This window comes from Streptomyces sp. NPDC126510 (assembly GCF_040302345.1).
In the GTDB taxonomy this organism is placed as follows: Bacteria; Actinomycetota; Actinomycetes; order Streptomycetales; family Streptomycetaceae; genus Streptomyces.
In genome coordinates this window covers 207,667-229,482 of record NZ_JBEORR010000010.1, presented here as the reverse complement: position 1 = coordinate 229,482, position 21,816 = coordinate 207,667, and the positions used below count along the sequence as shown (strand labels likewise).

Below are 21,816 nucleotides of genomic sequence, written 5' to 3'. Positions count from 1 at the left end.
GCCACCCCATGCCCGACCGCGGAACGCCCCACCGCGGAACGCTCACCCTCGGCGGGACGCCCGGCCCCCCGGGCGTCCCGCATCCGCCACCCCATGGAGCTGAACATGACCACCTTCGCCCTCATCGGTGCCGGACCCGGCCTGGGACTGGCCACCGCCCGCCGCTTCGGCGCCGCCGGCCACAGCGTCGCCCTGATCTCCCGCAGCGGCGAGCACCTGGAGCGGCTGTGCGACGAGCTGCGGCGGGACGGCGTCACCGCGCGCGGCTTCACCGCCGACGTCCTCGACACCGCCTCCCTCACGGCGGCCCTGGAGGCGGCAGCCGCGTCCCTCGGCACCATCGAGATCCTTCAGTACAGCCCCGCCCCGCGCGCGGACTTCATGAAGCCGGTCCTCGACACCGGCGCCGACGACCTGGACGACCCGCTGGCCTTCTCCCTCAAGGGCCCGCTCGCCGGTGTCGACGCGGTCCTGCCCGGGATGCGCCGACTGGGCCGCGGCACCCTGCTGTTCGTCAACGGCGGCAGCGCGGTACGTCCGCACCCCGACCGTGCGGGCACCTCCATCGCCTTCGCCGCCGAGAGTGCCTACGCGGCCATGCTCCATCAGGCCCTGGCACCGGAGAACATCCACGCCGCCCAGCTGATCGTCCCCGGCGCCATCCGCCCCGGCGCCGGGCACAGCAGCCCCGACGCCCTCGCGGCCCGCCTGTACTCCCTCCACCAGGAACGCGAGGGCTTCCGCCACTTCGCCGAGCCGATGCCCGGGTGACGGGTTCCGATGCCTGTCGGGGCGGGGACCGGGTACTCGGTTCCCGCACGAGCTGGTGCTTGGACGGAGGAGAGGGGACCGGGGGCAGTGGCGGTAAAGGCGATGGGGTGGGCACACTCGTTCCGAATGTCCGGAGGAGTGCGTGCGGGGAGGGAGTGGACGCGCGGGCGCCTGGAAACCCTGCCCTGGGCCGCTGCCGAGCCGGACACGGTGGACGCGGTGGTGCTGGCGGTGTCCGAGCTGATCACCAACGCGCACATCCACGCGCACAGCGACGCGCATCTGGTCCTCACGTGGGACGGCGACTGCCTTCACGTGAGCGTCCACGACGAGGACCCGACGCTGCCGCGCCAGCGTGAACCGGAGCCAGGGGAGGCCTCCGGCCGCGGAGTGGCGATCGTGCGCAAGCTCGCCGACGAGTGGGCGATGAGGTGCCAGCGGCACGGCAAGACGGTGACGGCGTGCTTCCGCCCCGCCGACCCCGAGGGCGGCGGCGCCGGTTGATTTCCGCTCACCGACGCCCGCTTCCGAAGGAGAAGTGTTGTGTACCTGGCACGAGGGTCGAGTGACGACCCCTACGTCTGGCTCTGGGTCCTGGGCGCCCTCGCGCTGTACGCACTGATCAGCTACGGGCTGCAGTACCGCACCCGCGCCCGGCGCGGTAGCGCCCATCCCGCTCAGGACGCCCTGCACGACCTCAAGGACCGGGAGGACCCCCAGCCGCCCGAGAACCGCTTCGTCAGCCGCGTGATCATGCTGGGCGGAGCGGGGCTCACTGGGCTGGTCGCCTACCTGACCAGTGGCGCCGTGCGCGTCATGACGGTCGGCCTCACCGCCGTGGTGGCCGTGACCGTCTGGGCGTACTACGACCACCGCACGGAGACGCGCGCCTCCGCCCGGTCGTGAGACGGACAAGGGCCCCTCACCTCCGGGAACGGGAGGGAGGGGCCCGAATGCGTCAGTCGGTCCCGGGGTGTTTGCCTGGCCCCGCGGCACCGGGGGACAGCGGAGTGGGCGACAGCGTGGTGTCCTCCTCACCCGGCTCCAGCAGGGTGTCGGCGGCGCCCACGATGAGCGGGTCGGGTGTGTCCACCGCCTCGTGATCCTTGCTCGCGTAGTCGATGCGTGACAGCAGACTGCGCATGGTCTCCAGCCGGGCGCGCCGCTTGTCGTTGCTCTTGACGACGGTCCAGGGGGCGTGAGCGGTGTCCGTGGCGCGGAACATGTCGACCTTCGCCTCGGTGTATTCGTCCCAGAGGTCCAGCGATGCCAGGTCGGTGGGGGAGAGCTTCCACTGGCGCACCGGATCCACCTGCCGGATCGCGAAGCGCGTGCGTTGTTCGGAGCGCGACACCGAGAACCAGAACTTCACCAGCAGGATCCCGTCGTCCACCAGCATCCGCTCGAAGGCCGGGCACTGGTCGAGGAACAACTCGTACTCGTCCTTGGAGCAGTAGCCCATCACGCGCTCCACGCCGGCCCGGTTGTACCAGGAGCGGTCGAGGAACACGATCTCCCCGGCCGTCGGCAGATGCGCGATGTAGCGCTGGAAGTACCACTGGCCCGTCTCGCGTTCGGTGGGTTTGTCCAGGGCGACGACGCGCGCGCCGCGCGGGTTGAGCCGCTCGGTGAACCGCTGGATCGTGCCGCCCTTGCCCGCCGCGTCCCGCCCCTCGCACACGACGACCAGACGCGCGCCGGTGTCCTTGACCCAGCGCTGGAGCTTGAGCAGCTCTATCTGCAGGATGCGCTTGGTCCGCTCGTACTCCTTGCGGCCCACTTTCCGGTCGTAGGGGTAGTTCTCCCGCCAGGTGCGGATGGGGCGTCCGTCACCGTCCAGCACGATCGGCTGCTCCCGCCGGCTGGTGTCCACGGTCAGCCCGTCCAGCAGGTTGCCCGCGTCTTCGGCGCTCATCACTCGACTCCCCGTTTCGGCTCGCACAGTCGGCACCGGGCGTACGGTGCACGTCGTGCGGATACGGCTCCCGTCGCCGGTGAACGCACACACGGGTGCCCCGCCCGGCCCCGCCCATGTGGGGTCCTGCGCGGCTACTCTCCGGGCCGGGCCGTGGTACGCCGTTCCACCAGCGTGGGGGACAGTTTGACCTGCACGGACGGCTCGCCGCGGTCCGCGATCCGCTCCAGCAGCAGCCGTGCGGCGTTCCGGCCGATCTCCCGGCCCGCGTGGTCGACGCCCGTCAGGGAGATCGGGCCGAGCGCGGCGAAGGTCGTGTTGTCGTAACCGGCCACCGAGAGGTTCCCGGGCACCGACAACCCGGCCTCGCCGATCGCCTGCAGGACCCCCATGGCGACGATGTCCGCGCCCGCGAAGACGGCCGTGGGTCGCAGGGGACGCGTGAGCAGCTCCTTCGCGCCCAGGTAGCCGCCCTGCTGGGTGTAGGTGGTGGAGACGAGGTCGATCTCCGCCTCCAGGCCGAGGTTCCGCATGGTCCGCCGGTACCCTTCGGCGCGCTGGGCGTTCGGCATCTCGGCCGTGCGGGTCGGGTCGGTCTCGTGGTTGCTCGACATGGGCGATCCGCCGGTGTCCGAGCCCGGCGAGGTGCTCGACGACGCCGACGCAGGCGCCGACGGCCCCGAGATCACCGCCCTGACCGGCAAGGCCGATCACCTCCGCGATCCAGGAGACCGGTACCCTCCGCACGGACGACCCCGGCACCAACCGGCTGATCGGCAACATCCGCTGGGGCCAGCGCGGCAACTACCTCGTCCCCACCGACCGCCCCCAGCGCGACGAACGCCTCGGCTGGACCGGCGACACCCAGGTCTTCGCCACCACCGGCCTCTACAACGCGCACGCCGGACCCTTCCTCGCCCACTTCCAGAACACCGTGATCGACTCACAGACCCGCTACGGCGAGGACGGGGAACAGATGGCGGGCATCGTCCGCAATTCGGAGAGTCCCGGCTTCCGGCGCTTCGTCCTGCACCCGCACCTCGATCCCACCGGGACGGTCGTGCCCGCGAACAGCGAAGCCACCCTGCGCCTGCCGGCCCTCTCCGCGGACGCCGTCCGCGAGGGCCGGACCCCGCTGGCCCGGGTGGACGGCGTCCGCTTCACCGGACACGAGGACGGCGTGGCCTCCTACCGGCTGCCGTCCGGCCCGGCGCAGGCCCGGCCGGCGGTGGGCCCGTGCTCAGAGCGCGGTACCCGTCTCCTCGGCCAGGGCCTGTACGAGACGGTCCTGGAACGCCTCGTCGTGGACGGCGTCATGCGGCTGCGACCGTCGGCCGTGGTACCAGTACCCGCCGGTGGTCAGGGCCTCCGGGTCGTCGCTCGACGCCAGCCACTCCTGCGTCCGGTGGCCGAGCTCGAGGTCGTCCGGCGCACTCGGCCCGCCCATCCTCGTCGGCACCCAGCCGGGATCCACGGCGTTGCTCGGCGCTCCGGGGCGCAGCCGGGCCACCGCGGCCGCCAGCGCCGTCACGAACAGCTTGCTGTCGGCGTACGACCCCGCGCTCTCACCCCGCCAGTCGGCCCCGTCCAGTGCCGACGGGCGTCCGCCGAGATGCGAGCCGCTGCTCAGGTACACCAGCCGGCGCGGCGCGCGCAGCAGGGCGGTCAGCAGATAGGGCGCGACGATGTTGACCGGCATGACCGAGGGTCCGCTCCACACCCCGGCGTTGTGGACGACGGCGTCGAGCGGCGGCGAGGCGTTCAGCTCGTCGGCGACCCGCCGCACGGCGTCACGCTCGGCGAAGTCGCCCACCACGACCTGTGCCCCACGGCCGGCCGGCCCGTCCAGCGCCTTCGCCCGCTCCGGGTTGCGGGCGTGCACCACCACGTCGTGCCCGGCGGCCAGCAGCGCCTCTGCCGTGGCCCGCCCCAGTCCCTCGGCGGACCCCGTCACCAGGATCCGGCGCACCGTTCCTCGCATGTGACTGCCTCCTTCGCTGGATTCGCGCCTCGCGACGAGACACGTCCTGGATCAGCCTTGCGGGTACCCCGTCGATCCCCTCGAGGCCATGGGTGGCCGCCTCGGCGCCGGCGGTGAAGGCGGCAAGCGCTACGCCAGTGCGTTCACCGCCGCCGCGAACACCCGTGGCAGGCGCGCCGCGGTGGGCATGATGAGTGGTGCGAGCGCGGGCCGCCGGCGGACCCTCACCAGGAGGTCGGTCAGCAGCCGGTGCCGGCGGGTGGCACGGTTCCAGTCGGCCTCGTAGCGGTCCGGCGTTCCGCGGCGCACGTTCGTGACGAGGGCCTGTGCGCCCGTGAGGGCCAGGGAGATGCCTTCGCCGGTGAGGGCGTCGATGTAGCCGGCGGCGTCACCGACGAGCAGCACCCGGCCGTGGAAGCGGGTGCGCACCCGCTGGCGCAGCGGCCCCGCGCCCCGCACCGCGGTCACGGCCGCCGTCGGGGGCAGGCGGGCGGCCAGCTCGGGAAAGGCCGCCAGCCGGGTGTCGAAGGAGCCGCGCCGGGACGTCAGGAGCGCCACGCCGAGCAGTGAGGGGCCCAACGGCGTGACGTACGCCTCCCCGTCGGGCCCCCAGTGCACCTCGACGTAGGACGCCCACGGCGGCACCGCGTAGTGCCGTCGCAGTCCGTACCTGGGTTCGCCCCGGGTCCTCATCTCCAGCCCGAGCGACCGGCGCACCGGCGAGTGCAGCCCGTCCGCGGCCACGAGCCACCGGGCGCGCAGACCCGTGCCCGGCACGGTCACGCCCGTGTCGTCCTGCCGTACTGCGTCGACGCGGAGGGGCAGTACGGGCACCCCGGCGTCGGTGACGGCCCGGTGCAGGGCGTCGTGCAGGCCGGTGCGGCGTGCGCCGAGGCCCGGGCCCTGCCGGAAATCCGCCTGGGCCGTACGGTGCCCCTGGATGTAGCGGATGCCGGTGATCGGCCGGCCGGGGACCTCCAGACCGAGGGCGGAGAGGGCTCGCACGGCGCCGGGCATCAGGCCCTCGCCGCAGGCCTTGTCGACCGGCGCGGGGCGGGGCTCGGCGACGACGACGTCGAAGCCGGCGCGTGCGGCGTGCAGAGCGGTCGCCAGCCCCGCGGGCCCGCCTCCGGCGATCACCATGTCGAGGGTGGCGCTCATGCGGGCACGGCCCGGGGGAGGGCGGCGTTCTCGCAGCGGATGCGGACGGTCAGCAGCCAGGCGTTGGCCACGGTGAACGCCAGCGCGGTCAGCCACGCGCAGTGCACCAGCGGCAGGGCGGCGATCTCCACGACGACGGCCACGTAGTTGGGGTGGCGCAGGAACCGGTAGGGCCCGGTGCCGATCGGACGCGCCCCGGGGACGACGATGACCCGGGTGTTCCAGTACGGCCCGAGCGTCATGACGCACCACCAGCGCAACGCCTGGGCCGACATCACGAGGGCGAGCATGGGCCAGCCGAGCGCGGGCACGAAAGGCCGGCCGGCCAGGGCGGGTTCGAGAAGGCAGCACACGAGCAGGCCGGTGTGCAGGGCGACCATGGCCGGGTAGTGGCCGCGGCCGTGCTCGACGCCGGCGCGGGCCAGGGTCCAGGACGCGTTGCGCCGGGCCACGACCAGTTCGGCGAGGCGTTCGGCGCCGATGGCCAGGAGGAGAAGGACGTACCACGTCATGAGGTCACCAGCGCAGCAGGACGAGTTCGGAGCAGAACCCGGGGCCCATCGCCATGAGCAGGCCCCAGCTGCCGGGCTCGGGCCTGGCGGATTCCCGGACGGTCTGCAGGATGTGCAGGACGGAGACGGAGGACATGTTCCCCACGGCCGCCAGCGAGTTCCACGCCGGTGCCAGGGCGTTGTCCGGCAGATCAAGGGTGTCGGCGACGGCGGAGAGCACCTTGGGCCCTCCCGGATGGCACACCCAGGTGCCGATGTCCTCGACGGTGAGGCCGTACTCGGCCAGGAAACCACGCAGATGCCGACCGAAGTGGCTCCGTACGATGCCCGGGATGCCGGCACCGATCACCACGCGGAACCCGGTCGTGCCGATGCTCCAGCCGAGCAGTTGCTCGGTGTCCGGATACAGCCTGCTGCGCGTGGCGACCACGGTGGGGCCGGAGGCCCGCGGCCCGGCGGGTGTGCCGGCGCGAGCGACGAGTGCGGCGGCGCCGTCCCCGAACAGGGCGCCGGCCACGAGGTTGGCCTGGGAGTCGTCCCGTCGCTGAAGGGTCAGTGAGCACAGTTCGACGGCGAGCAGCACGGCCGTGCCACCGGGATGCCCACGCAGATAGTCGTGCAGCCGGGCCAGACCGGCCGCGCCCGCCACACACCCCAGTCCGAACACGGGCACCCTCTTGACGTCGGGCCGCATGCCCAGACGTCCGGCCAGCCGGGCATCGAGCGAGGGGGCGGCGATGCCGGTGACGGAGGTGCACACCAGGAGGTCGACATCGGCCGGTTCGAGTCCCGCTTCCTTCAGCGCGCCGGCGATGGCCTCTTCGCCCAGCTCCAGACCCGCCGCCATCCAGGCGTCGTTGGCCTGCCCGAAGTCGCGCAGGGCGGCGTACCGGGCGATCGGCAGCGCGAGGTGCCGGGCGCGGACCCCGGCGGACGCGTGCAGGCGGCGCAGCAGGGCGCGGTCGGCTCCCGGCGCCAGGCACAGATCGCCGATCGGTTCGGTGAGGTCGTCCTGGGCGTAGCGGTGCGCGGGCAGCGCCGTGTGGACCGCCGTGATCGTGGTCCCCGCAGGGAGCCGGGCCTTCCCGCGCACCGTGCCCGGTGAGGCGGGGAGGTCTTCGGCCGTCACAGGGACACGCATATCGACAGTGCCTCTCTCGCCCTCTTTGCCCATTTATCTTGCCTGTGTGTCTCTACACCCGTCACCGGTCCTCTCCCGAGCGACACGCCGCGTTCCGGCGCTGTTGCGTTCCTGCCACCTGGAACCGGCGCTCGCCGTGACAGCGTTCGCGACCGTGCTGGCCGTCGCGGCCGGCCGGGGCGCGGCGGGTGCGGCCGAGGTGGCGGCAGCCGTGCTGGTGGGCCAGCTCTCGGTGGGCTGGTGCAACGACGCGGCCGACGCCCGGCGCGACGCGTTCTGCGGGCGCAGCGACAAGCCGGTGGCCACCGGCGAACTGCCGCTCCGGGCCGCGGCCGTCGCAGCCGGGACGGCCCTGGGCCTGTGCGTGCCGCTGTCCCTGCTGAGCGGCGCTCTCGCAGGAGTGGCGCACTTCGCCGCGGTCGCCACCGCCTGGAGCTACAACCTGCTGTTCAAACGCACGCCGCTCTCCCCGCTGCCCTACGCCGTCGCCTTCGGTCTGCTGCCGGCGTTCGTCACCCTCGGCCTGCCCTCGCCGTCCTGGCCCGCCTGGTGGGCGATGGCGGCCGGGGCCCTGCTGGGGGTGGGGGCGCACCTGGTCAACGTGCTTCCGGACATCCGGGACGATCTCGCGACCGGGGTGCGCGGCCTCCCGCAGAGGCTGGGCCGCGGAGCCTGCCGATGGCTGGCGCCGTCCCTGATGCTCGCCGCCGTCTGCGTGCTCGTCACCGGCCCGCCCGGAGGCGTGGGGCGCCCGGGCTGGGTTCTGGCGGGGGCGGCCGTCGTCGTGTCGGTCGCGGGCACGACCCTGCCCGTCGACGACCGCAGCCGGTGGCCGTTCCGGGCGGCTGTCATCGTCGCGGGCCTGGCCGTGACCCAACTCCTCCTGCGCGGCCCGGACATGTCGTAGGCGTCGAAGGTCCGCTCAGCAGCCCACGCGGAAGTTCGTGTCCTGCCGGCCGGGCCGTAGGGCGCCGTCATGTCACCGTCGATACTTGTGTTCGGTCGCAGGTAAGCGTTCGGTGAGAGCCGACCTCGGCTTCACGCCTGGGCATTGGTCATGTACCGGCCGAGCGGTACGGTCGGTGCGAATCGACGACGGCAGGACGGAAGCCGGTGGGAATCCGGCACGGTCGCGCCACTGTGTGCTCCCTCCCCGAAACGGGACGGGGCGAGTCAGACCCGTAGCCGTCGTCCCGTGCACCACCGACAGGGGACGCGAGCTCCCCGAGGAGGACCCGCCATGGCGCAGCATGTCGCCCAGCCGACCGACACCACTCCCGCCCTCCCCGCCAAGCTGCCGATCGGCGCGATCGTCCCCTGGGCGGTCTTCTTCGGCGTCCTGATGCTGGTCCTGCTCTACTTCGTCGGCGCCGAGCAGGGCGCCACCTCCGTCGTCTCCGGCGAGGACGTCCACGAGTGGGTGCACGACGCACGCCACCTGCTCGGCTTCCCCTGCCACTGACGCCGCGGAGCCGCATCCCTCATGAACTCCACCCTGGTGAGAAACCTGCTCGTGCGCGGCATGCTCGCCGGTCTCGCCGCCGGCGTATTCGCCCTGGCCGTCGCCTACTTCCTCGGTGAACCGCTCGTCGACCGGGCGATCGGCTTCGAAGAGGCCCATGCCCCCGCTCACGGGCACGAGGCCGAACTCGTCTCCCGCGGCCTGCAGTCCACCGCCGGCCTGGCCACCGGCGTCCTCCTCTACGGGGTCGCCTTCGGCGGTATCGCGGCTCTGGCCTACTGTTTCGCGCTCGGCCGGGTGGGCCGCTTCAGTCCCCGGGCCACCGCGCTGCTGCTGTCCGGTGGCGCTCTGCTCGCCGTCTACGTCGTACCGTTCCTGAAGTATCCGGCCAACCCGCCGGCCGTCGGCGACCCCGACACGATCGGCCGTCGGACCACCCTGTACTTCCTGATGATGCTGCTCGGCGTCCTGCTGGCGATCGCCGCCACCCTCCTCGGCAAGCGCCTCGCGCGGGGCCTGGGCACCTGGTGGGCGACGGTCGCCGCGGTGGCCGCGTTCGTTCTCGCGATCGGGCTCGCGTACGCGTTCCTGCCCGCCGTCGACGAGGTTCCCGCCGGCTTCCCAGCCACCGTGCTGTGGCGGTTCCGCCTCTGCGCGCTGGCCGTCCAGACCACCCTCTGGTCCGGATTCGGGCTGCTCTTCGGCGAGTTGGCCGAGCGGTTGCCGACCCCCGGGCCCGCGACGTCCACAGCCCCGGCCCGGCCGGTCGCCGCACCCCGACGGCCTGCCTGAAGCAGCGTTCCCGGAGAGCCGGCGCGACTCAGTGCTCCGCGCCGGCTTCCGGCACGTCCAGCGGGCGCCCGAGCCGCAGGTTCCAGCGCCCGGCCCGCCCGCTGAGTTCCGTCGCAGTCAGCGGCGGCACGTCCAGCCGCCGAAATCCCGCCGTCGGCAGGCCCAGGGCGTGAACCACGGCCGCCCGTACGACGTCCGGCTCGACCACGGCGAGCGTGCGCCCGTCCGTCTCGCGGAGGCCGTCCAGCCAGTGGGCGACCCGCGCACATGCGTCCCGTACCGATTCCCCGCCGTGGGGTGCGCTGGAGGGATCGGTCAGCCACCGCCCCACCGCCTCCGGTTCGGCGACGGCCACCTCGTCGAGGGTCCGGCCGCGCCACCGCCCCACATTCAGCCCCGTGAGCCCGGCCTCCTCGACCCCGTCCAGACCGAGCGCCCCGGCGGTCTGCCGGCAGCGCGCACTGGGGGAGACGACCACCCGGGCGGCCCGGGGCAGCGACCCGGCCGCCGCCGAGGCCCGCTCCCGCCCGCCCTCGTCGAGCGCGCCCCCGTCGTCGAAACGGGCCTGCCGCAGCGAGCGGTTCATCGCGGGAGAGACGAGGACGACTCGGCTGGTCATCCGTCCGTGCCCCCCCCTGCCCGGCACCGAGGTCACGTCCGCGGCCGGCCCTGGATCTGCATGCCCGGGCGGCGGCGGTGGACCGTCACGTACGACAGGCCGTCCGCGCCCGCGGTCACGCTGCGCACGCTGCCGTGCGGCAGCCAGACCAGGCTGCCGGGCTCCACCGGGTGCGGCCCGGCCGCGGAGCCGAGCGTGCCGTCCCCCGAGACGACGAGCAGCAGGACGTCGAGGTCGGGTTCGGCGTGGGCGTCGATGGACCCCTCGGGCGGGACGCGGACGAGGTTGGCGTCCAGCTGCCGGCCGGGTTCGGCCAGCCGCCACAGAGCGCCGGTCGCCTCCGGTTCGGCCGCGGCGAGCGACCCGGTATTGCCGAGGATCCGCGGAAGAGGGGTGTCGGCCGCGGAGAGCTCCTCCGGGTCAGTCATGGATCGTGCCACCATCCGATTCGGGCCTGCCCTGGGCCGATTCACCTGTACGGCGGGCGATCCGCACCTCTCACGGGCGGACGCCCGGATGAATTTAGCATCGGCCGCGGTCCCGGCCGCGGCCGATGCGCGCTCACTCGTCGTCGGAGGTGGTGGGGCGCGTCCGACCGGGCTCCGGTGCCTCGCCCTGTTGCGCGCGGGCGTGCAGTACGTCGCCGATGAAGAGGTCGTACACCAGGACGCCGATCACACCGCCGACGAGCGGTCCGACGATCGGGATCCACCAGTAGTCGCTGAACGCCCCGGCCAGACTGCCGGGGAAGGCCAATCCGTCCCATCCCGCCATCCAGGTGAACAGGCGCGGGCCGAAGTCGCGGGCCGGGTTGATGGCGTATCCGGCGTTCGCCCCGAAGGACATGCCGATGGCCGCCACGACGAAGCCGATCACCAGCGGGCCGAGATTCGCCTTCACGGCGGTGTTGCGCAGGTCGATGATCGCCACGACCAGCATGACCAGGAAGGCGGTGCCGACGATCTGGTCGATCAGCGGACCCCAGATGCCTCCGTTGAAGTACGGCGCCGGGAACGTCGCGAAGATCGAGAAAGAGGCGAGGGTCTTTCCGTCGGTCTTCGGCCCCTTGAAGGCGGCGTCGAACGCGTTGATGGCGTCGTGGTACACGGCGTAGACCAGGGCCGCCCCCGCCAGGGCGCCGGCCACCTGGGACACCCAGTAGGGCAGGACCTTGACCCAGGGGAACTTACGGCGGACGGCGAAGGCCAGGGTGACCGCCGGGTTGATGTGCGCTCCGCTGACGCCGCCGGCCACATAGATGCCGAGGATCACGGCCATGCACCAGCCCCAGGTGATCAGGAGCCAGTCCCCGGCGCCGAGGAAGAAGATGGTGGGCCCCTCGGTACGGCCCGAGCCGGGCAGGGCCGCCACCGTCATCGCCACCACGCCGCACCCGAAGGAGATGAGGACGAACGTCCCGAGGAACTCCGCCAGGCACTCGCCCGCCAAGCCGGCGCGACGTCTGAGCCTGGAGGGTTTCACCAGAGGCTTGATCTCCACTGCCATGTGATTTCTCCCTGGGTTCGCTGCGGTCGCGTGTGACGCCTGGTAATCACGTGGTAACCCGGCGCATGGCCCGCGGCAACCGCAGGAGACCCTCTGGCGGCTCGCTCACCGTGCCCGCCGAACGAGCGACGAGCAGCGGTGTGCGACTCCGACGACCCTCAAGGGCCCGGGGGTGTCTCCTCGGCCGACTCGCTGTCCTCGGAACCGAGCCGGACGCAGCACTCCCCGGGTTCCGGCGCCGGCACCGCGCCGACCCCGTTGACCTCGAGCCCCTCGAGGTAGCCGCTGAGGAACGCCTGGTTCATGCCGCACACCAGATCCGGCGCCCTGGCGGCCAGCGGATGGAAGGGGCAGTTGCGCAGCCGGATCCGTGTCGGGGTTTCCCGCACCGGCTCGTAGCCGTACTGGTCCAGCAGGCCCTCGCAGGTGGTCAGCCCGCGCTCGGGGCCGAGCCGGCCCGGGCGGGTCTCGTGCCGTGCGGCCTCGCCCACCTGCCGGCCGCGCTGCCGCGCGACGCGCATCGCGGCCTGCGCGGCGTCCTCGCCGGTCTGCTCGGTCAGGACGGCGTCCAGGAGCAGGTCGGCCAGCAGCTCGTGCCGCCGGTCGGGGATGTTCACGGTGATCTGGGCGCCGGTGGGCTCGTACACCTTCGGCTGCCTGCCGACCTTGCGGGTCCCGCCCGGCGCTCCGTAGCGGGCGCGCAGCAGGCCGGCGTCGACCAGCTTGTCGAGGTGGAAGGCGGCGAGTTTGCGGGAGATGCCGACGCTGGCGGCGGCCTCGTCGCGGGTGACGGGGTGCCGGGCCCGCCGGATGAAGGCGAACATGCGCCGGCGCGAGTCCTCGCTCAGGACGCTGACGGAGTCGATGGCGCTGTCGGCCGGATCGGCCGGCGCGGGCGGGTCGGAAGCCACACGACCACGGTAACTCCCACACCTGTGGGAGCGAGGGCAGTTCGGGCTCTGTGGTCTGCAAGCCTTGACGATGGCGTGGAATAAAGGAAAAACTTGTTGGTGAAACTCTTGGAGGTCACCATGGTCCCGTTCTCACCGCACTCGGCATCGGAGGCAGCCGGCATGACGGCACCCGTGCGGCCCGCCCTGCGGGTGGTCCACGAAACCGACGGGATCGATCTGGCCGCCGCCGAGGCCGCGGCAGGCCGGTTCCTGGAGGCCCTCGGCATCTCCACGGCTTCGGAGAGCCTGCGCGGCACGCCCGGCCGGATGGCCCGCGCCTACGCCGAACTCTTCAGCCCGCGCCCCTTCGACCTGACGACGTTCCCCAACGACGAGGGTTACGACGAACTCGTCCTCGCCCGGCGCATTCCGGTCCGCACCGTCTGCGAGCACCATCTGCTGCCGGTGGTCGGCACCGCGCACGTCGGCTATCTGCCCGGCGCCCGCATCCTGGGCCTGTCCAAGCTGGCCCGCGTCGTCGAGCACTTCGCCTGCCGTCCCCAGGTCCAGGAGCGCCTGACCAAGCAGGTCGCCGACTGGCTGCAGGTCCATCTGGAGCCCAAGGGCGTCGGTGTGGTCATCGAGGCCGAGCACTCCTGCATGACGCTGCGCGGTGTACAGGCCACCGGCTCCGACACCCTGACCTCGACCCTGCTCGGTCTCCTGCGCTCCGACGCCCGCTCCCGCGGCGAGTTCCTCGCTCTGACGGGGGTGGCCAAGTGAGCGCGGCGGGGTGCCCGGGACCGTCGGGGACGGTTCCGGGCGCCGCGCGTCAGCGGGTCATCGCACCTCTCGCGCGTAGGGCGCGACGGTGATCCGGTCGATCAGCGGCGCGTAGCGGGAGCGGAGCAGCACGCCGGGGAAGGTGTCCGAGGCGTAGGTGGTGCCGTCGAAGTTCGGCAGTTCCTCGGAGCGGAAGCCGATCGTGTTCTTGCCCTTCTTCAGCTGTACCGGGACGGTCAGCTCCCAGAAGTTGTTCTGGTGGAAGCTGTGCGGGAAGCCGACGCGATGTGCCGGGCCGCCGTTGACGCTGATGTCGGCGTGGCGGGCGAGCGGGTCGGGGTTGTAGTGCGTGGCCTCCGACTGTTCGGGGTTGGAGTAGCGGACGCGCAGCGCGTACAGGCCGGCCCGGTCGGCCGTGACGGTGAAGGTCGCGGTGTTGCCGTTGCCGGGGGCCCCGCCGATACCCGTGATCGCCGTGCCGCCGGTGGCGAGCGAGAGCGGGGCGAGCGTGGCCGATCCGGCGAGGGCGGCGTCCCCGGCTTCGTAGGTGCGTGCCGGCAGCGCGCCCTCGGTCGGGGTGACCGTGAGGCGGTCGACGAGGGTCGTGGCCGGACCACCGGTCACCGTCACCTTGTTGACGCCGCCGGAGAGGGAGACCGCCGCACTGGTCCGGCCCTTGGCCAGGCGCAGGACGTCGTGGCCGTTGACGGAGACCTGGGCGCCCGTCCCGCCGAGGGTGTCGACCCGGAGGGTGGCCTCGCGGTCGGCCGGTGAGTAGACCCAGAACGTCGCGCTCTGGTCCTTCGCGAGGCGGACCGCGCCCGAGCCGGTGGCTGCCGGCTTCGGAAGGTCGTACACCGGGCGTGCCCCGCCTGCCGGCCACGCCAGTTCGCCTTCGTACACCCGTGTGTCCGCCGACGCGCGGGGGAGGGAGAGGGTCAGGCGGTCGACGATGGCGTCGCCCTTGGTCACGCGCTTGCCGTCGGCGCTCTTCGCGGCGAGCGTCAGGGTGTGCTTGCCCTTGGTCAGTTTCACCTTGGTGTCGGTGTGGTCCCAGACGACCCACTTGTAGCCGAGCGGCAGGTGCAGTTCCTGTTCGCCGGATGCCTTGCCGTCCACGCGCAGGAAGACGTTGGTGGGGCCCTGCTCCTCGACCTTGTCGTAGGTGTTGAGGGAGTTGGCGAAGACGCTCAGGTCGTAGGTGCCGTCCTCGGGCACGTCCACGGTGAAGTCGAGTGCGACGTCCGAGCCGGTGCGCAGGCCGCCGACGTCGTAGCCGCCGGAGGTGTAGAACTTCGACACGTCGCGGGGTGAGCCCTCGGGGCCGTTCTTCGACCAGCCGGAGCCGGTGTGCGCGGCGTCCTCGGCCTCGTACGAGGACTGCCAGCGCACGGGAGATGCCTGGGTGCCCTTCGCCTCGCCGGCCGGACTGAGGACGACCTCGTAGGCCGAGGACTCCTTCAGTTTCGGCAGGGTGCCGTCGCCGAAGTCGAGGGCGACCGTGCCGTCGCCGCCGACCGTCAGGTTCGTCTCGGCGAGGAGCTTCGGGCCGGACGAATCGCCGACCTGCCCGCTCCACTCGATCTCCCGCACCCAGGCGTGCACCCGCTTGCCGAACACCTTCTCCGGGACCCCGGCGAAGGTGACGTGACCCTTGCCGGTGGAGCCACCGAAGATCAGCCGGGACTGCTTCCTCTTCTCGTCGAGGGTGGCGACGCCCTGCATGGTGTAGTTCTCGCCCGGGAACGGCGGGGTCACCTTCACCGTGTGACCGCTCATCGAGGCGTACGAGTTCAGCAGCCACCACTGGCCGTTGCCGCGGTTCGACTGCACCGCGGAGTCGGACAGGTTGCCGTCGATGTTCCAGTACGCGATGTCGGCGTCGACCTTCGACTCCTCGATCGCGGACACCCACTGGATCATCTGGCCCGGCACCGAGGTGTGGTAGTTGAACGCGTACTCGTTGATGTTGATCGGGAGTTGGGTGCCCTGGCGGTCGGTGCCCTGGAACAGGTCCTTCTCCCAGGCCCGGTACTTGGCGACGCTCTGGCGCACCGCCTCGGGGTGGCTCAGCTCGTGCCAGGTGATGACGTCCGGGAGCGTGCCGGCCGCGAGGGTGTGGGTGAGGAAGCCCTTCACCTGGTCGTACAGGACGCTGGTGTTGGGCCCGGCGATGCGGGCGCCGGGCATCCGGCCTTTGATGAGCTGGTACGCGTCGTCCCAGGCGGTGAAGTAGTCGTCGGGGTCGTTCAGCCAGCTGACTTTGTCGTAGCTCCACTCGCCGGTGCCGAACATGTTGCCCTCGGGCTCGTTGAACGGCACGAAGACGATGTTGTCCTGGTACTGCTTCGGCAGCTTCAGGACCTGGTCGACCTGCTGGGCGATCTTCTCCTTGTAGAGCTTCAGCTTCTCCGCGGGGGTGTCGCCCGGCCACTGGTACGGGAAGCCGCGGTGGATGTCGGTCATGTAGATGTACACGTCCCCGTCGGTGGAGTCGGCGAGCGGCTTCACCACCTCCAGGGCGTCGGCGCCGGGGTGCTGCGGGCCGTCCTGCGCCTTGGTGGAGACCGTGCGCAGGCCCATGCCCTCCATGAGGTTGTTGGTGGGGACGTCCGGCCCGTACACGCCGTAGAGGGTGCCGGAGGCGCCGCCGTGGAACGCGCCGGTGTCCGAGCCGAGGTCGACGGTGAGCTCCCCCTCGCGGACCACGGTGACGGTGCCCTTCACCGCGCGCCCGGCCGCGGTTCCGGCGACCGTGAAGGTGCCCGGCGCGGCGTACTCGTCGGAGGGCACGGCATCCCAGGTGACGGGCGTGTCGCGGTCGTAGCCGTCGGAGAACGAGGCACGGACGGCGGCGGGCAGGGAGGGGGCGGTCCCGGTGGTGGTACGGACCTCGAACGACGTCCGTGAGAGTTCCTGGAGGGTCGGCACGGCACCGACCGTACCGGCCACCTGCTCGGGGCTCAGTGCCGCGTGCCACACGGTGAAGTCGTCGATCGCGCCCCGGAGCAGCGGGTCCGGGTAGAGGGACTTGCCTATGTACCCGGCGGCGGTGGCCGAACCGTCCAGCAGATCTCCCGCCTTGATGCCGGTCGCCGAGGAGGAGACCGCCACGCCGTCGAGGTAGGTGGTGAGCCGGCCGGCGGTGGTGTCGAGGGTGACGGTGACCGTCCTCCACTCGTCGGCGGGCAGGCTCGCATAACCGCGCACCTGGGCTTCCGCGCCCCCGCCACCGGTGGTCACCGAGGTCTGGAACAGCCCGCTGCCGTTGTAGGGCGTGCTGAAGAGGTACTTGGTGGTGTCCGTGCCCAGGTCGAAGATCCGCTGCCAGGGCGACGTGTCGCCGCTCCACCTCACGCGGGCCGAGACGGTGAGGTCGGTCGTGCCGGCGAGCACCTGGCGGGGCAGGCGGACGTACGCGCCGTCGGAGGCGGGAGCTCCGCCGGGCAGGGACAGCGCCTTTCCGCCGGCCGTGCCGTCGACCGAGCGGGCGGTGGAGACGTTCACCAGGGTCGCCGTCAGGCCGTTCCCGGAGCTGTCGGTGATCTTTCCGGAGGCGAGGTCGTCCTGGTCGAAGGAGTAGTGCGCGGCGGGCTGCGGTGCCTCGGCGGCCTGCGCCGGGGCGGCCGGTGCGGCCAGCAGGCCCGCTCCGAGGGTCAGCGCCACGGCGGCCGGGGCCCGGCGCCGCGTGAATCTGTCAGCGGATGGCATGGATGGCGTCCTCAGTCGTCGTGTCGTCGCTTCGTCGAGCAGCGGTTCGGCCCGCGCGTCCGTCGAACCGGTTCGATCCGTGGCGCGTGCGAGGGAACGGCGTGCGTCTCGGGTGGCGGGTAGGCCGGTGCGCGGATGAGGGCATGAGGGTCTGTCTCACCGCGACCGAACGGGTCGATGCGTCGAACCGGTTCGCGAAGCTAGCACCGGCATCCCGGGTCAGCAATGCCTGTGACACGAGGATTCCGCGCTGGCGCCCGACCGACCAGCGAAGTGTGTCCCAGGTGTTGACAGGAGTCGGGACGCTTCCTACCTTCCTGCCATGCGAACCGGTTCGACGAGCCAGGAGATGCCGTGAACATCGGGGAGATCGCCAAGCGTGCCGGTGTCTCGCGGAGCACCGTGTCCTACGCACTCAGCGGCAAGCGCCCGGTCTCGGAGGACACCCGCCGGAAGATCCAGCAGGTCGTCGACGAACTGGGCTACCGTCCGAGCGCCAGCGCCCGCGCCCTGGCCAACGGGCGGACCAGCACCATCGGCCTCGTCTTCCCGCCGGCCGGCAACCACTACACCGGCATGCAGCTGGACTTCATCGGCAGTGTCGTGGAGGCCGCCGCGGCCTACGACTACGACGTGCTGCTGTCACCGAGCGGCGTGGACAGCGACCGGTCCTTCCAGCGGCTGCTGGGGGAGCGGCGGGTCGACGGCGCCATCCTGATGGAGATCCGGCTAGAGGACGACCGGGCCGATCACCTCGCCGCCCTCGACTTCCCTGCCGTCGCCATCGGCCGCACCGCCCATCCGGAGAGCGGCTGGTGGGTCGGCCTGGACCACACCGCGCTGGCGGCGGCGTGCGTCCACCACCTCGCTGACCTGGGCCACCGACGGGTCGCCTTCGTCAACCGCCCCGAGCAACTGCTGCGCGCGGGTTACGAGTCGGCACACCGCGGCCTCGACGGCTTCACCAAGGCCGCGGCCGAACGCGGACTGACCGTGCGGACCTACTGCTGCGGGGACGACGCCGCCTCCGGCCAGGCCTGCCTGGAACACATCCTGCGCGACGACCCGGACACGACCGCCCTGGTCACCCTGAACGAGGCCGCGCTGGGCGGTCTGTACCGAGGACTGGCCCGGGCCGGCCGCCATGTGCCGCGCGACTTCTCCGTCACCGGGGTGGTGGCGAGCCGGTGGGCGGAGACGGTGACCCCGCAGCTCACCGCCGCGGACGTACCGGCGGAGGAACTGGGCCGGCGCGCCGTCGAACTGCTCGTGGAGCGGCTCGACCAGCCCGGCGCCCCCGCTCGGCACCATCTGCTGACACCCCCCATCTCGCTGCGGGCCAGTACCGGACCCGCCACCGGCTCCCCACAGCCCTGACCCCCGTCCCCGGCCCCTCTCCCTCCCTTTCTTCGAGCACACCCCCGCAACGCCTCCCTGCGGTGTGCCCGCTTCCCCCACATCGCCCCCGCCACGGCACCCCTGTGCCTAGAACGAAGGAACCCGCGATGCACAGCTCCTCCAGACGGCGTCTCGCCGCAGTGGCCCTGTCGACCGTCCTCGCCGCGGCCGGCACCGCCTGCTCCTCCGGCTCCGGGAGCACCGACACCAAGGGCGCGGACAGCGGCACCTACACCATCTGGGACCCCTACCCGCAGTTCGCCAAGGGCTCGGCGTGGGTGAAGCTGCTGGACGCCTGCGGCAGCAAGGCCGGTGTGAAGGTCAAGCGGACCGGTTTCGACACCAGCGACCTGGCCAACAAGACGCTGCTCGCGGCCCAGCAGGGCAACTCCCCGGACGTCCTCATCGTCGACAACCCGGTGGTGTCGACCCTCGCCGAGGCGGGCGTGCTCACCACGACCGACGAGACCAAGCTCGACACCTCCGCCGTGGACCCCAACCTTCTCGCGGCCGGCCAGTCGGACGGCAAGACCTACGGCACCCCGATCGGCGCCAACACCCTCGCGCTCTACTACAACAAGAAGGTCCTGAAGGCGGCCGGTGTCGACATCGCCTCCGTCAAGGACTGGAAGTCGCTGACAGCAGCCCTGTCCGAGGTCGAAAGGGCGGGGAAGAAGGGCATCACCTTCTCCGCGATCGGCACCGAGGAGGGCAGCTTCCAGTTCCTGCCCTGGTTCTGGGGATCCGGCGCCGCCCTGACCGACCTCGACTCGCCCGCGGCCGTCTCCGCGCTGTCCCTCTGGAAGAACTGGCTGGACAAGGGCTACGCCCCCAACTCCGTGCTCAACAACACCCAGACCACCAGCTGGCAGGAGTTCGCGAGCGGCGACTACGCCTTCGCCGAGAACGGCACCTGGCAACTCGCGGCCGCCAAGAAGGCCGGCTTCGACTACGGCGTCCTGCCCATCCCGGCCACCGGCGGAGGCAGCGCCGCAGCCCCGACGGGAGGCGAGTTCGTCACCGTCCCCGTCCAGAGCGACACCGCCCGCTACGCCACCACGAGCAAGCTCACCGCCTGCCTGACCAGCACCACCAACCTGTACGACACCGACACCACCCTCTCCTACGTCGCCCCCACCGAAGAGGTCCGGAAGAAGCAGGTGGCGGCCGACCCCGCGCTGAAGCCGTGGGTCGACGCGGTCAAGGCGGCCAAGGGACGTACCAGTGACGACCTGGGCACCAAGTACCCCAAGATCTCCGAGCAGATGTGGAAGGCCGTGCAGTCCGCCCTCAGCGGATCGAAGTCGCCCAAGGACGCGCTGACCTCGGCGCAGGCCGCGGTCAAGTGATGTGGGTCCGATGAAGCAGACCGTCCGTCCGCCGGACCAGCAGTCCGTGCGGCCGCGGAACGGGGCGGCCCACGCCGCCCCACCCCCGGCCCGCACCACGGAACGCCGCCGGCCCGTCTCCCCGCAGTGGGCCGCCTGGGCCTTCCTCACCCCGGTGACCCTCTATCTCGCCCTCTTCTACGCCTATCCGCTCTACCGCAACCTCGACCTGAGCCTGCGCAACTACACCGTCCGCTCCTTCGTCCAGGGCGACGCGCCGTTCACCGGCCTGGAGAACTACCGGAAGGTCTTCGACGACCCGACCTTCGCCCCGGCCCTGCTCCACACCGTGGTCTTCACCGGTGTGTGCCTGGCCTTCCAGTACGCCATCGGTCTGGCCCTCGCGGTCTTCTTCAACCAGCACTTCCGGCTCTCGGCGACCCTGCGGGCCCTGTTCCTCGTGCCCTGGCTGCTGCCGCTGATCGTGTCGGCCTCGACCTGGTCGTGGATGCTCAACAGCGACTCCGGCATCGTCAACGCGGCCCTGCACGCCCTCGGCCTCGACCCCGTCAACTGGCTGACCTCACCGTCCTGGTCACTCACCTCGGTGATCATCGCGAACATCTGGATCGGCGTGCCGTTCAACCTGGTCGTGCTCTACAGCGGCCTGCAGTCCATCCCCTCCGGACTGTACGAGGCGGCCGCCCTCGACGGGGCGGGAGCCTGGCGCCGCTTCTGGAGCATCACCTTCCCGCTGCTGCGCCCCGTGTCCGCGATCACCCTGCTCCTCGGGCTGGTCTACACCCTCAAGGTCTTCGACATCATCTGGATCATGACCAAGGGAGGCCCGGCCGACGCCTCCACGACCTTCGCCACCTGGTCCTACCGGCTCGGCTTCGGCAACCTGCTGCCCGCCTTCGGTCCGGGCGCGGCCGTCGGCAACCTGCTGGTGGTGGCCGCCCTGGCGTTCGGCCTCCTGTACATGAGGGTCCAGCGAAAGCAGGCGTACTCATGAGAAGCCGACGCACCTGGGGAAAGACGACCGTCGGCGTCCTGCTGACCGCGATCATGCTCTTCCCGGTCTACTGGATGCTGAACGTGTCCCTCACCCGCGACCAGGACATGCGCAAGTCCCCTCCCGACCTGTTCCCCGTCCACGGCACCCTGGCCGGCTACCGCACCGTCCTCCACGAGCAGTTGCCCTACCTCGGCACCAGCCTGGTCATCGGCCTGGGCACCGTCGCCCTCACCGTGGCCCTGTCCGCCCCCGCCGGCTACGCCCTGGCCAAACTGCGCCCGCGCGGCGCAGGCGCGCTGAGCTTCTTCCTCCTCGCCGCGCAGATGATCCCCGGCATCATCATGGCGATGGGCTTCTACGCCATCTACCTGCAACTGGGCCTGCTCCAGTCCGTCCCCGGGCTGATCGTCGCCGACTCCACGCTGGCCGTCCCCTTCGCGGTGCTCATCTTCACCGCGTTCATGTCCGGCATCCCGGGCGAGATGCTCCAGGCGGCCCGGACGGACGGCGCCGGGCCCGTGCGCACCTTCTGGTCGATCGTCCTGCCGATGAGCCGCAACGCAGTGGTCACGGTCTCGCTCTTCGCGTTCCTGTGGTCCTGGTCCGACTTCGTCTTCGCCGGCACCCTCGTCAACGGCGGGGCGCACGAGCCGATCACCCTGGGCATCTACCACTACATCGGCAACAACAACCAGGAGTGGAACGCCATCATGGCCACCGCCGTCGTGGCCTCGCTGCCCGCCGCGGTCATCCTCGTCCTGGCCCAGCGCTACGTCGCCGCCGGCGTGACGGCCGGCGCGGTCAAGGACTGACCTTCCCCCTGCT

The 21,816-nt window shown here is 71.7% G+C and carries 22 protein-coding genes, 1 pseudogene and 1 riboswitch; of the genes and pseudogenes, 12 read left to right on the top strand and 11 right to left on the bottom strand.

Features of this window, described 5'->3' with window-relative positions; all coding sequences use genetic code 11:
- Positions 1-105 precede the first annotated feature (105 nt).
- The 3 genes from ABTX60_RS16785 (at position 106) to ABTX60_RS16775 (ending at position 1,677) form a co-directional block, all read left to right on the top strand.
- On the top strand, positions 106-771 hold the full coding sequence (locus ABTX60_RS16785; RefSeq protein WP_352097785.1) for an SDR family NAD(P)-dependent oxidoreductase: 666 nt from the start codon (positions 106-108) through the stop codon (positions 769-771).
- Between the two features lie 87 nt (positions 772-858).
- On the top strand, positions 859-1,275 hold the full coding sequence (locus tag ABTX60_RS16780) for an ATP-binding protein (protein ID WP_352097784.1): 417 nt from the start codon (positions 859-861) through the stop codon (positions 1,273-1,275).
- A 39-nt stretch (positions 1,276-1,314) separates the two neighbouring features.
- Positions 1,315-1,677 carry a hypothetical protein gene (locus ABTX60_RS16775; protein ID WP_352097783.1) on the top strand — a complete coding sequence of 121 codons (363 nt, stop codon included), beginning with the start codon at positions 1,315-1,317 and terminating at the stop codon, positions 1,675-1,677.
- 52 nt (positions 1,678-1,729) lie between these two features.
- Here ABTX60_RS16775 and ppk2 read toward each other — a convergent pair whose 3' ends face one another.
- A complete protein-coding gene (ppk2, locus tag ABTX60_RS16770; RefSeq protein WP_352097782.1) occupies positions 1,730-2,686 on the bottom strand; it encodes a polyphosphate kinase 2 in 957 nt (318 codons plus the stop codon).
- Between the two features lie 134 nt (positions 2,687-2,820).
- A complete protein-coding gene (locus tag ABTX60_RS16765; RefSeq protein WP_352097781.1) occupies positions 2,821-3,300 on the bottom strand; it encodes a substrate-binding domain-containing protein in 480 nt (159 codons plus the stop codon).
- A 95-nt stretch (positions 3,301-3,395) separates the two neighbouring features.
- Between ABTX60_RS16765 and ABTX60_RS16760 the strand changes: the two are divergent.
- Positions 3,396-3,587, top strand: a pseudogene (locus ABTX60_RS16760) (alpha-L-rhamnosidase-related protein); the annotation flags it as partial.
- Between the two features lie 339 nt (positions 3,588-3,926).
- On the opposite strand, the gene ABTX60_RS16755 reads toward ABTX60_RS16760, so the two are convergent.
- The 4 genes from ABTX60_RS16755 to ABTX60_RS16740 all read right to left on the bottom strand — a co-directional run bounded on the left by ABTX60_RS16755 (position 3,927) and on the right by ABTX60_RS16740 (position 7,481).
- Entirely contained in the window at positions 3,927-4,655 is a 729-nt protein-coding gene (locus ABTX60_RS16755; RefSeq protein WP_502992339.1) for an SDR family NAD(P)-dependent oxidoreductase, read from the bottom strand.
- A 141-nt stretch (positions 4,656-4,796) separates the two neighbouring features.
- On the bottom strand, positions 4,797-5,828 hold the full coding sequence (locus ABTX60_RS16750; RefSeq protein WP_352097779.1) for an NAD(P)/FAD-dependent oxidoreductase: 1,032 nt from the start codon (positions 5,826-5,828) through the stop codon (positions 4,797-4,799).
- On the bottom strand, positions 5,825-6,340 hold the full coding sequence (locus tag ABTX60_RS16745) for an isoprenylcysteine carboxyl methyltransferase family protein (protein ID WP_352097778.1): 516 nt from the start codon (positions 6,338-6,340) through the stop codon (positions 5,825-5,827). Before ABTX60_RS16745 ends, ABTX60_RS16750 begins: the two co-directional genes overlap by 4 nt.
- 4 nt (positions 6,341-6,344) lie before the next feature.
- Entirely contained in the window at positions 6,345-7,481 is a 1,137-nt protein-coding gene (locus tag ABTX60_RS16740; RefSeq protein ID WP_352097777.1) for a type III polyketide synthase, read from the bottom strand.
- A 136-nt stretch (positions 7,482-7,617) separates the two neighbouring features.
- Between ABTX60_RS16740 and ABTX60_RS16735 the strand changes: the two genes are divergently transcribed.
- The 3 genes from ABTX60_RS16735 to ABTX60_RS16725 all read left to right on the top strand — a co-directional run bounded on the left by ABTX60_RS16735 (position 7,618) and on the right by ABTX60_RS16725 (position 9,735).
- The gene (locus tag ABTX60_RS16735) at positions 7,618-8,388 is read left to right on the top strand and encodes a UbiA family prenyltransferase (protein WP_352097776.1); all 771 of its coding nucleotides are present in this window, start codon (positions 7,618-7,620) and stop codon (positions 8,386-8,388) included.
- Positions 8,389-8,534: 146 nt separating this feature from the next.
- A riboswitch (cobalamin riboswitch) is annotated at positions 8,535-8,685 on the top strand.
- A gap of 36 nt (positions 8,686-8,721) precedes the next feature.
- Positions 8,722-8,943: a CbtB domain-containing protein gene (locus tag ABTX60_RS16730; protein WP_352097775.1), complete on the top strand. Its 222-nt coding sequence runs from the start codon at positions 8,722-8,724 to the stop codon at positions 8,941-8,943.
- A gap of 21 nt (positions 8,944-8,964) precedes the next feature.
- Positions 8,965-9,735, top strand: a complete 771-nt coding sequence (locus ABTX60_RS16725; protein ID WP_352097774.1) for a CbtA family protein — start codon at positions 8,965-8,967, stop codon at positions 9,733-9,735.
- Between the two features lie 28 nt (positions 9,736-9,763).
- Here the strand turns inward: ABTX60_RS16725 and ABTX60_RS16720 are convergent, their stop codons facing one another.
- The 4 genes from ABTX60_RS16720 to ABTX60_RS16705 all read right to left on the bottom strand — a co-directional run bounded on the left by ABTX60_RS16720 (position 9,764) and on the right by ABTX60_RS16705 (position 12,771).
- Complete coding sequence (locus ABTX60_RS16720) at positions 9,764-10,354, bottom strand: histidine phosphatase family protein (protein WP_352097773.1); 591 nt, start codon at positions 10,352-10,354, stop codon at positions 9,764-9,766.
- Between the two features lie 32 nt (positions 10,355-10,386).
- Positions 10,387-10,782, bottom strand: a complete 396-nt coding sequence (locus ABTX60_RS16715; protein WP_352097772.1) for a cupin domain-containing protein — start codon at positions 10,780-10,782, stop codon at positions 10,387-10,389.
- Positions 10,783-10,915: 133 nt separating this feature from the next.
- Positions 10,916-11,860: an MIP/aquaporin family protein gene (locus ABTX60_RS16710; protein WP_352097771.1), complete on the bottom strand. Its 945-nt coding sequence runs from the start codon at positions 11,858-11,860 to the stop codon at positions 10,916-10,918.
- A gap of 158 nt (positions 11,861-12,018) precedes the next feature.
- A complete protein-coding gene (locus tag ABTX60_RS16705) occupies positions 12,019-12,771 on the bottom strand; it encodes a helix-turn-helix transcriptional regulator (protein ID WP_352097770.1) in 753 nt (250 codons plus the stop codon).
- Positions 12,772-12,933: 162 nt separating this feature from the next.
- Here ABTX60_RS16705 and folE point away from each other — a divergent pair, with 162 nt between their 5' ends.
- Entirely contained in the window at positions 12,934-13,536 is a 603-nt protein-coding gene (gene folE, locus ABTX60_RS16700; RefSeq protein ID WP_352097769.1) for a GTP cyclohydrolase I, read from the top strand.
- Positions 13,537-13,593: 57 nt separating this feature from the next.
- On the opposite strand, the gene ABTX60_RS16695 is transcribed toward folE, so the two are convergent.
- Positions 13,594-17,247: a LamG-like jellyroll fold domain-containing protein gene (locus tag ABTX60_RS16695; RefSeq protein WP_352097768.1), complete on the bottom strand. Its 3,654-nt coding sequence runs from the start codon at positions 17,245-17,247 to the stop codon at positions 13,594-13,596.
- A gap of 354 nt (positions 17,248-17,601) precedes the next feature.
- Here ABTX60_RS16695 and ABTX60_RS16690 point away from each other — a divergent pair, with 354 nt between their 5' ends.
- From ABTX60_RS16690 to ABTX60_RS16675, 4 genes are all read left to right on the top strand, one after another.
- Positions 17,602-18,624 (top strand): LacI family DNA-binding transcriptional regulator, encoded by a 1,023-nt coding sequence (locus tag ABTX60_RS16690; protein WP_352097767.1) that lies wholly within the window; start codon positions 17,602-17,604, stop codon positions 18,622-18,624.
- A 128-nt stretch (positions 18,625-18,752) separates the two neighbouring features.
- Positions 18,753-19,994: a sugar ABC transporter substrate-binding protein gene (locus tag ABTX60_RS16685; protein ID WP_352097766.1), complete on the top strand. Its 1,242-nt coding sequence runs from the start codon at positions 18,753-18,755 to the stop codon at positions 19,992-19,994.
- A 10-nt stretch (positions 19,995-20,004) separates the two neighbouring features.
- On the top strand, positions 20,005-20,988 hold the full coding sequence (locus tag ABTX60_RS16680; RefSeq protein WP_352097765.1) for a carbohydrate ABC transporter permease: 984 nt from the start codon (positions 20,005-20,007) through the stop codon (positions 20,986-20,988).
- The gene (locus ABTX60_RS16675; protein ID WP_352097764.1) at positions 20,985-21,803 is read left to right on the top strand and encodes a carbohydrate ABC transporter permease; all 819 of its coding nucleotides are present in this window, start codon (positions 20,985-20,987) and stop codon (positions 21,801-21,803) included. Before ABTX60_RS16680 ends, ABTX60_RS16675 begins: the two co-directional genes overlap by 4 nt.
- Positions 21,804-21,816 lie beyond the last annotated feature (13 nt).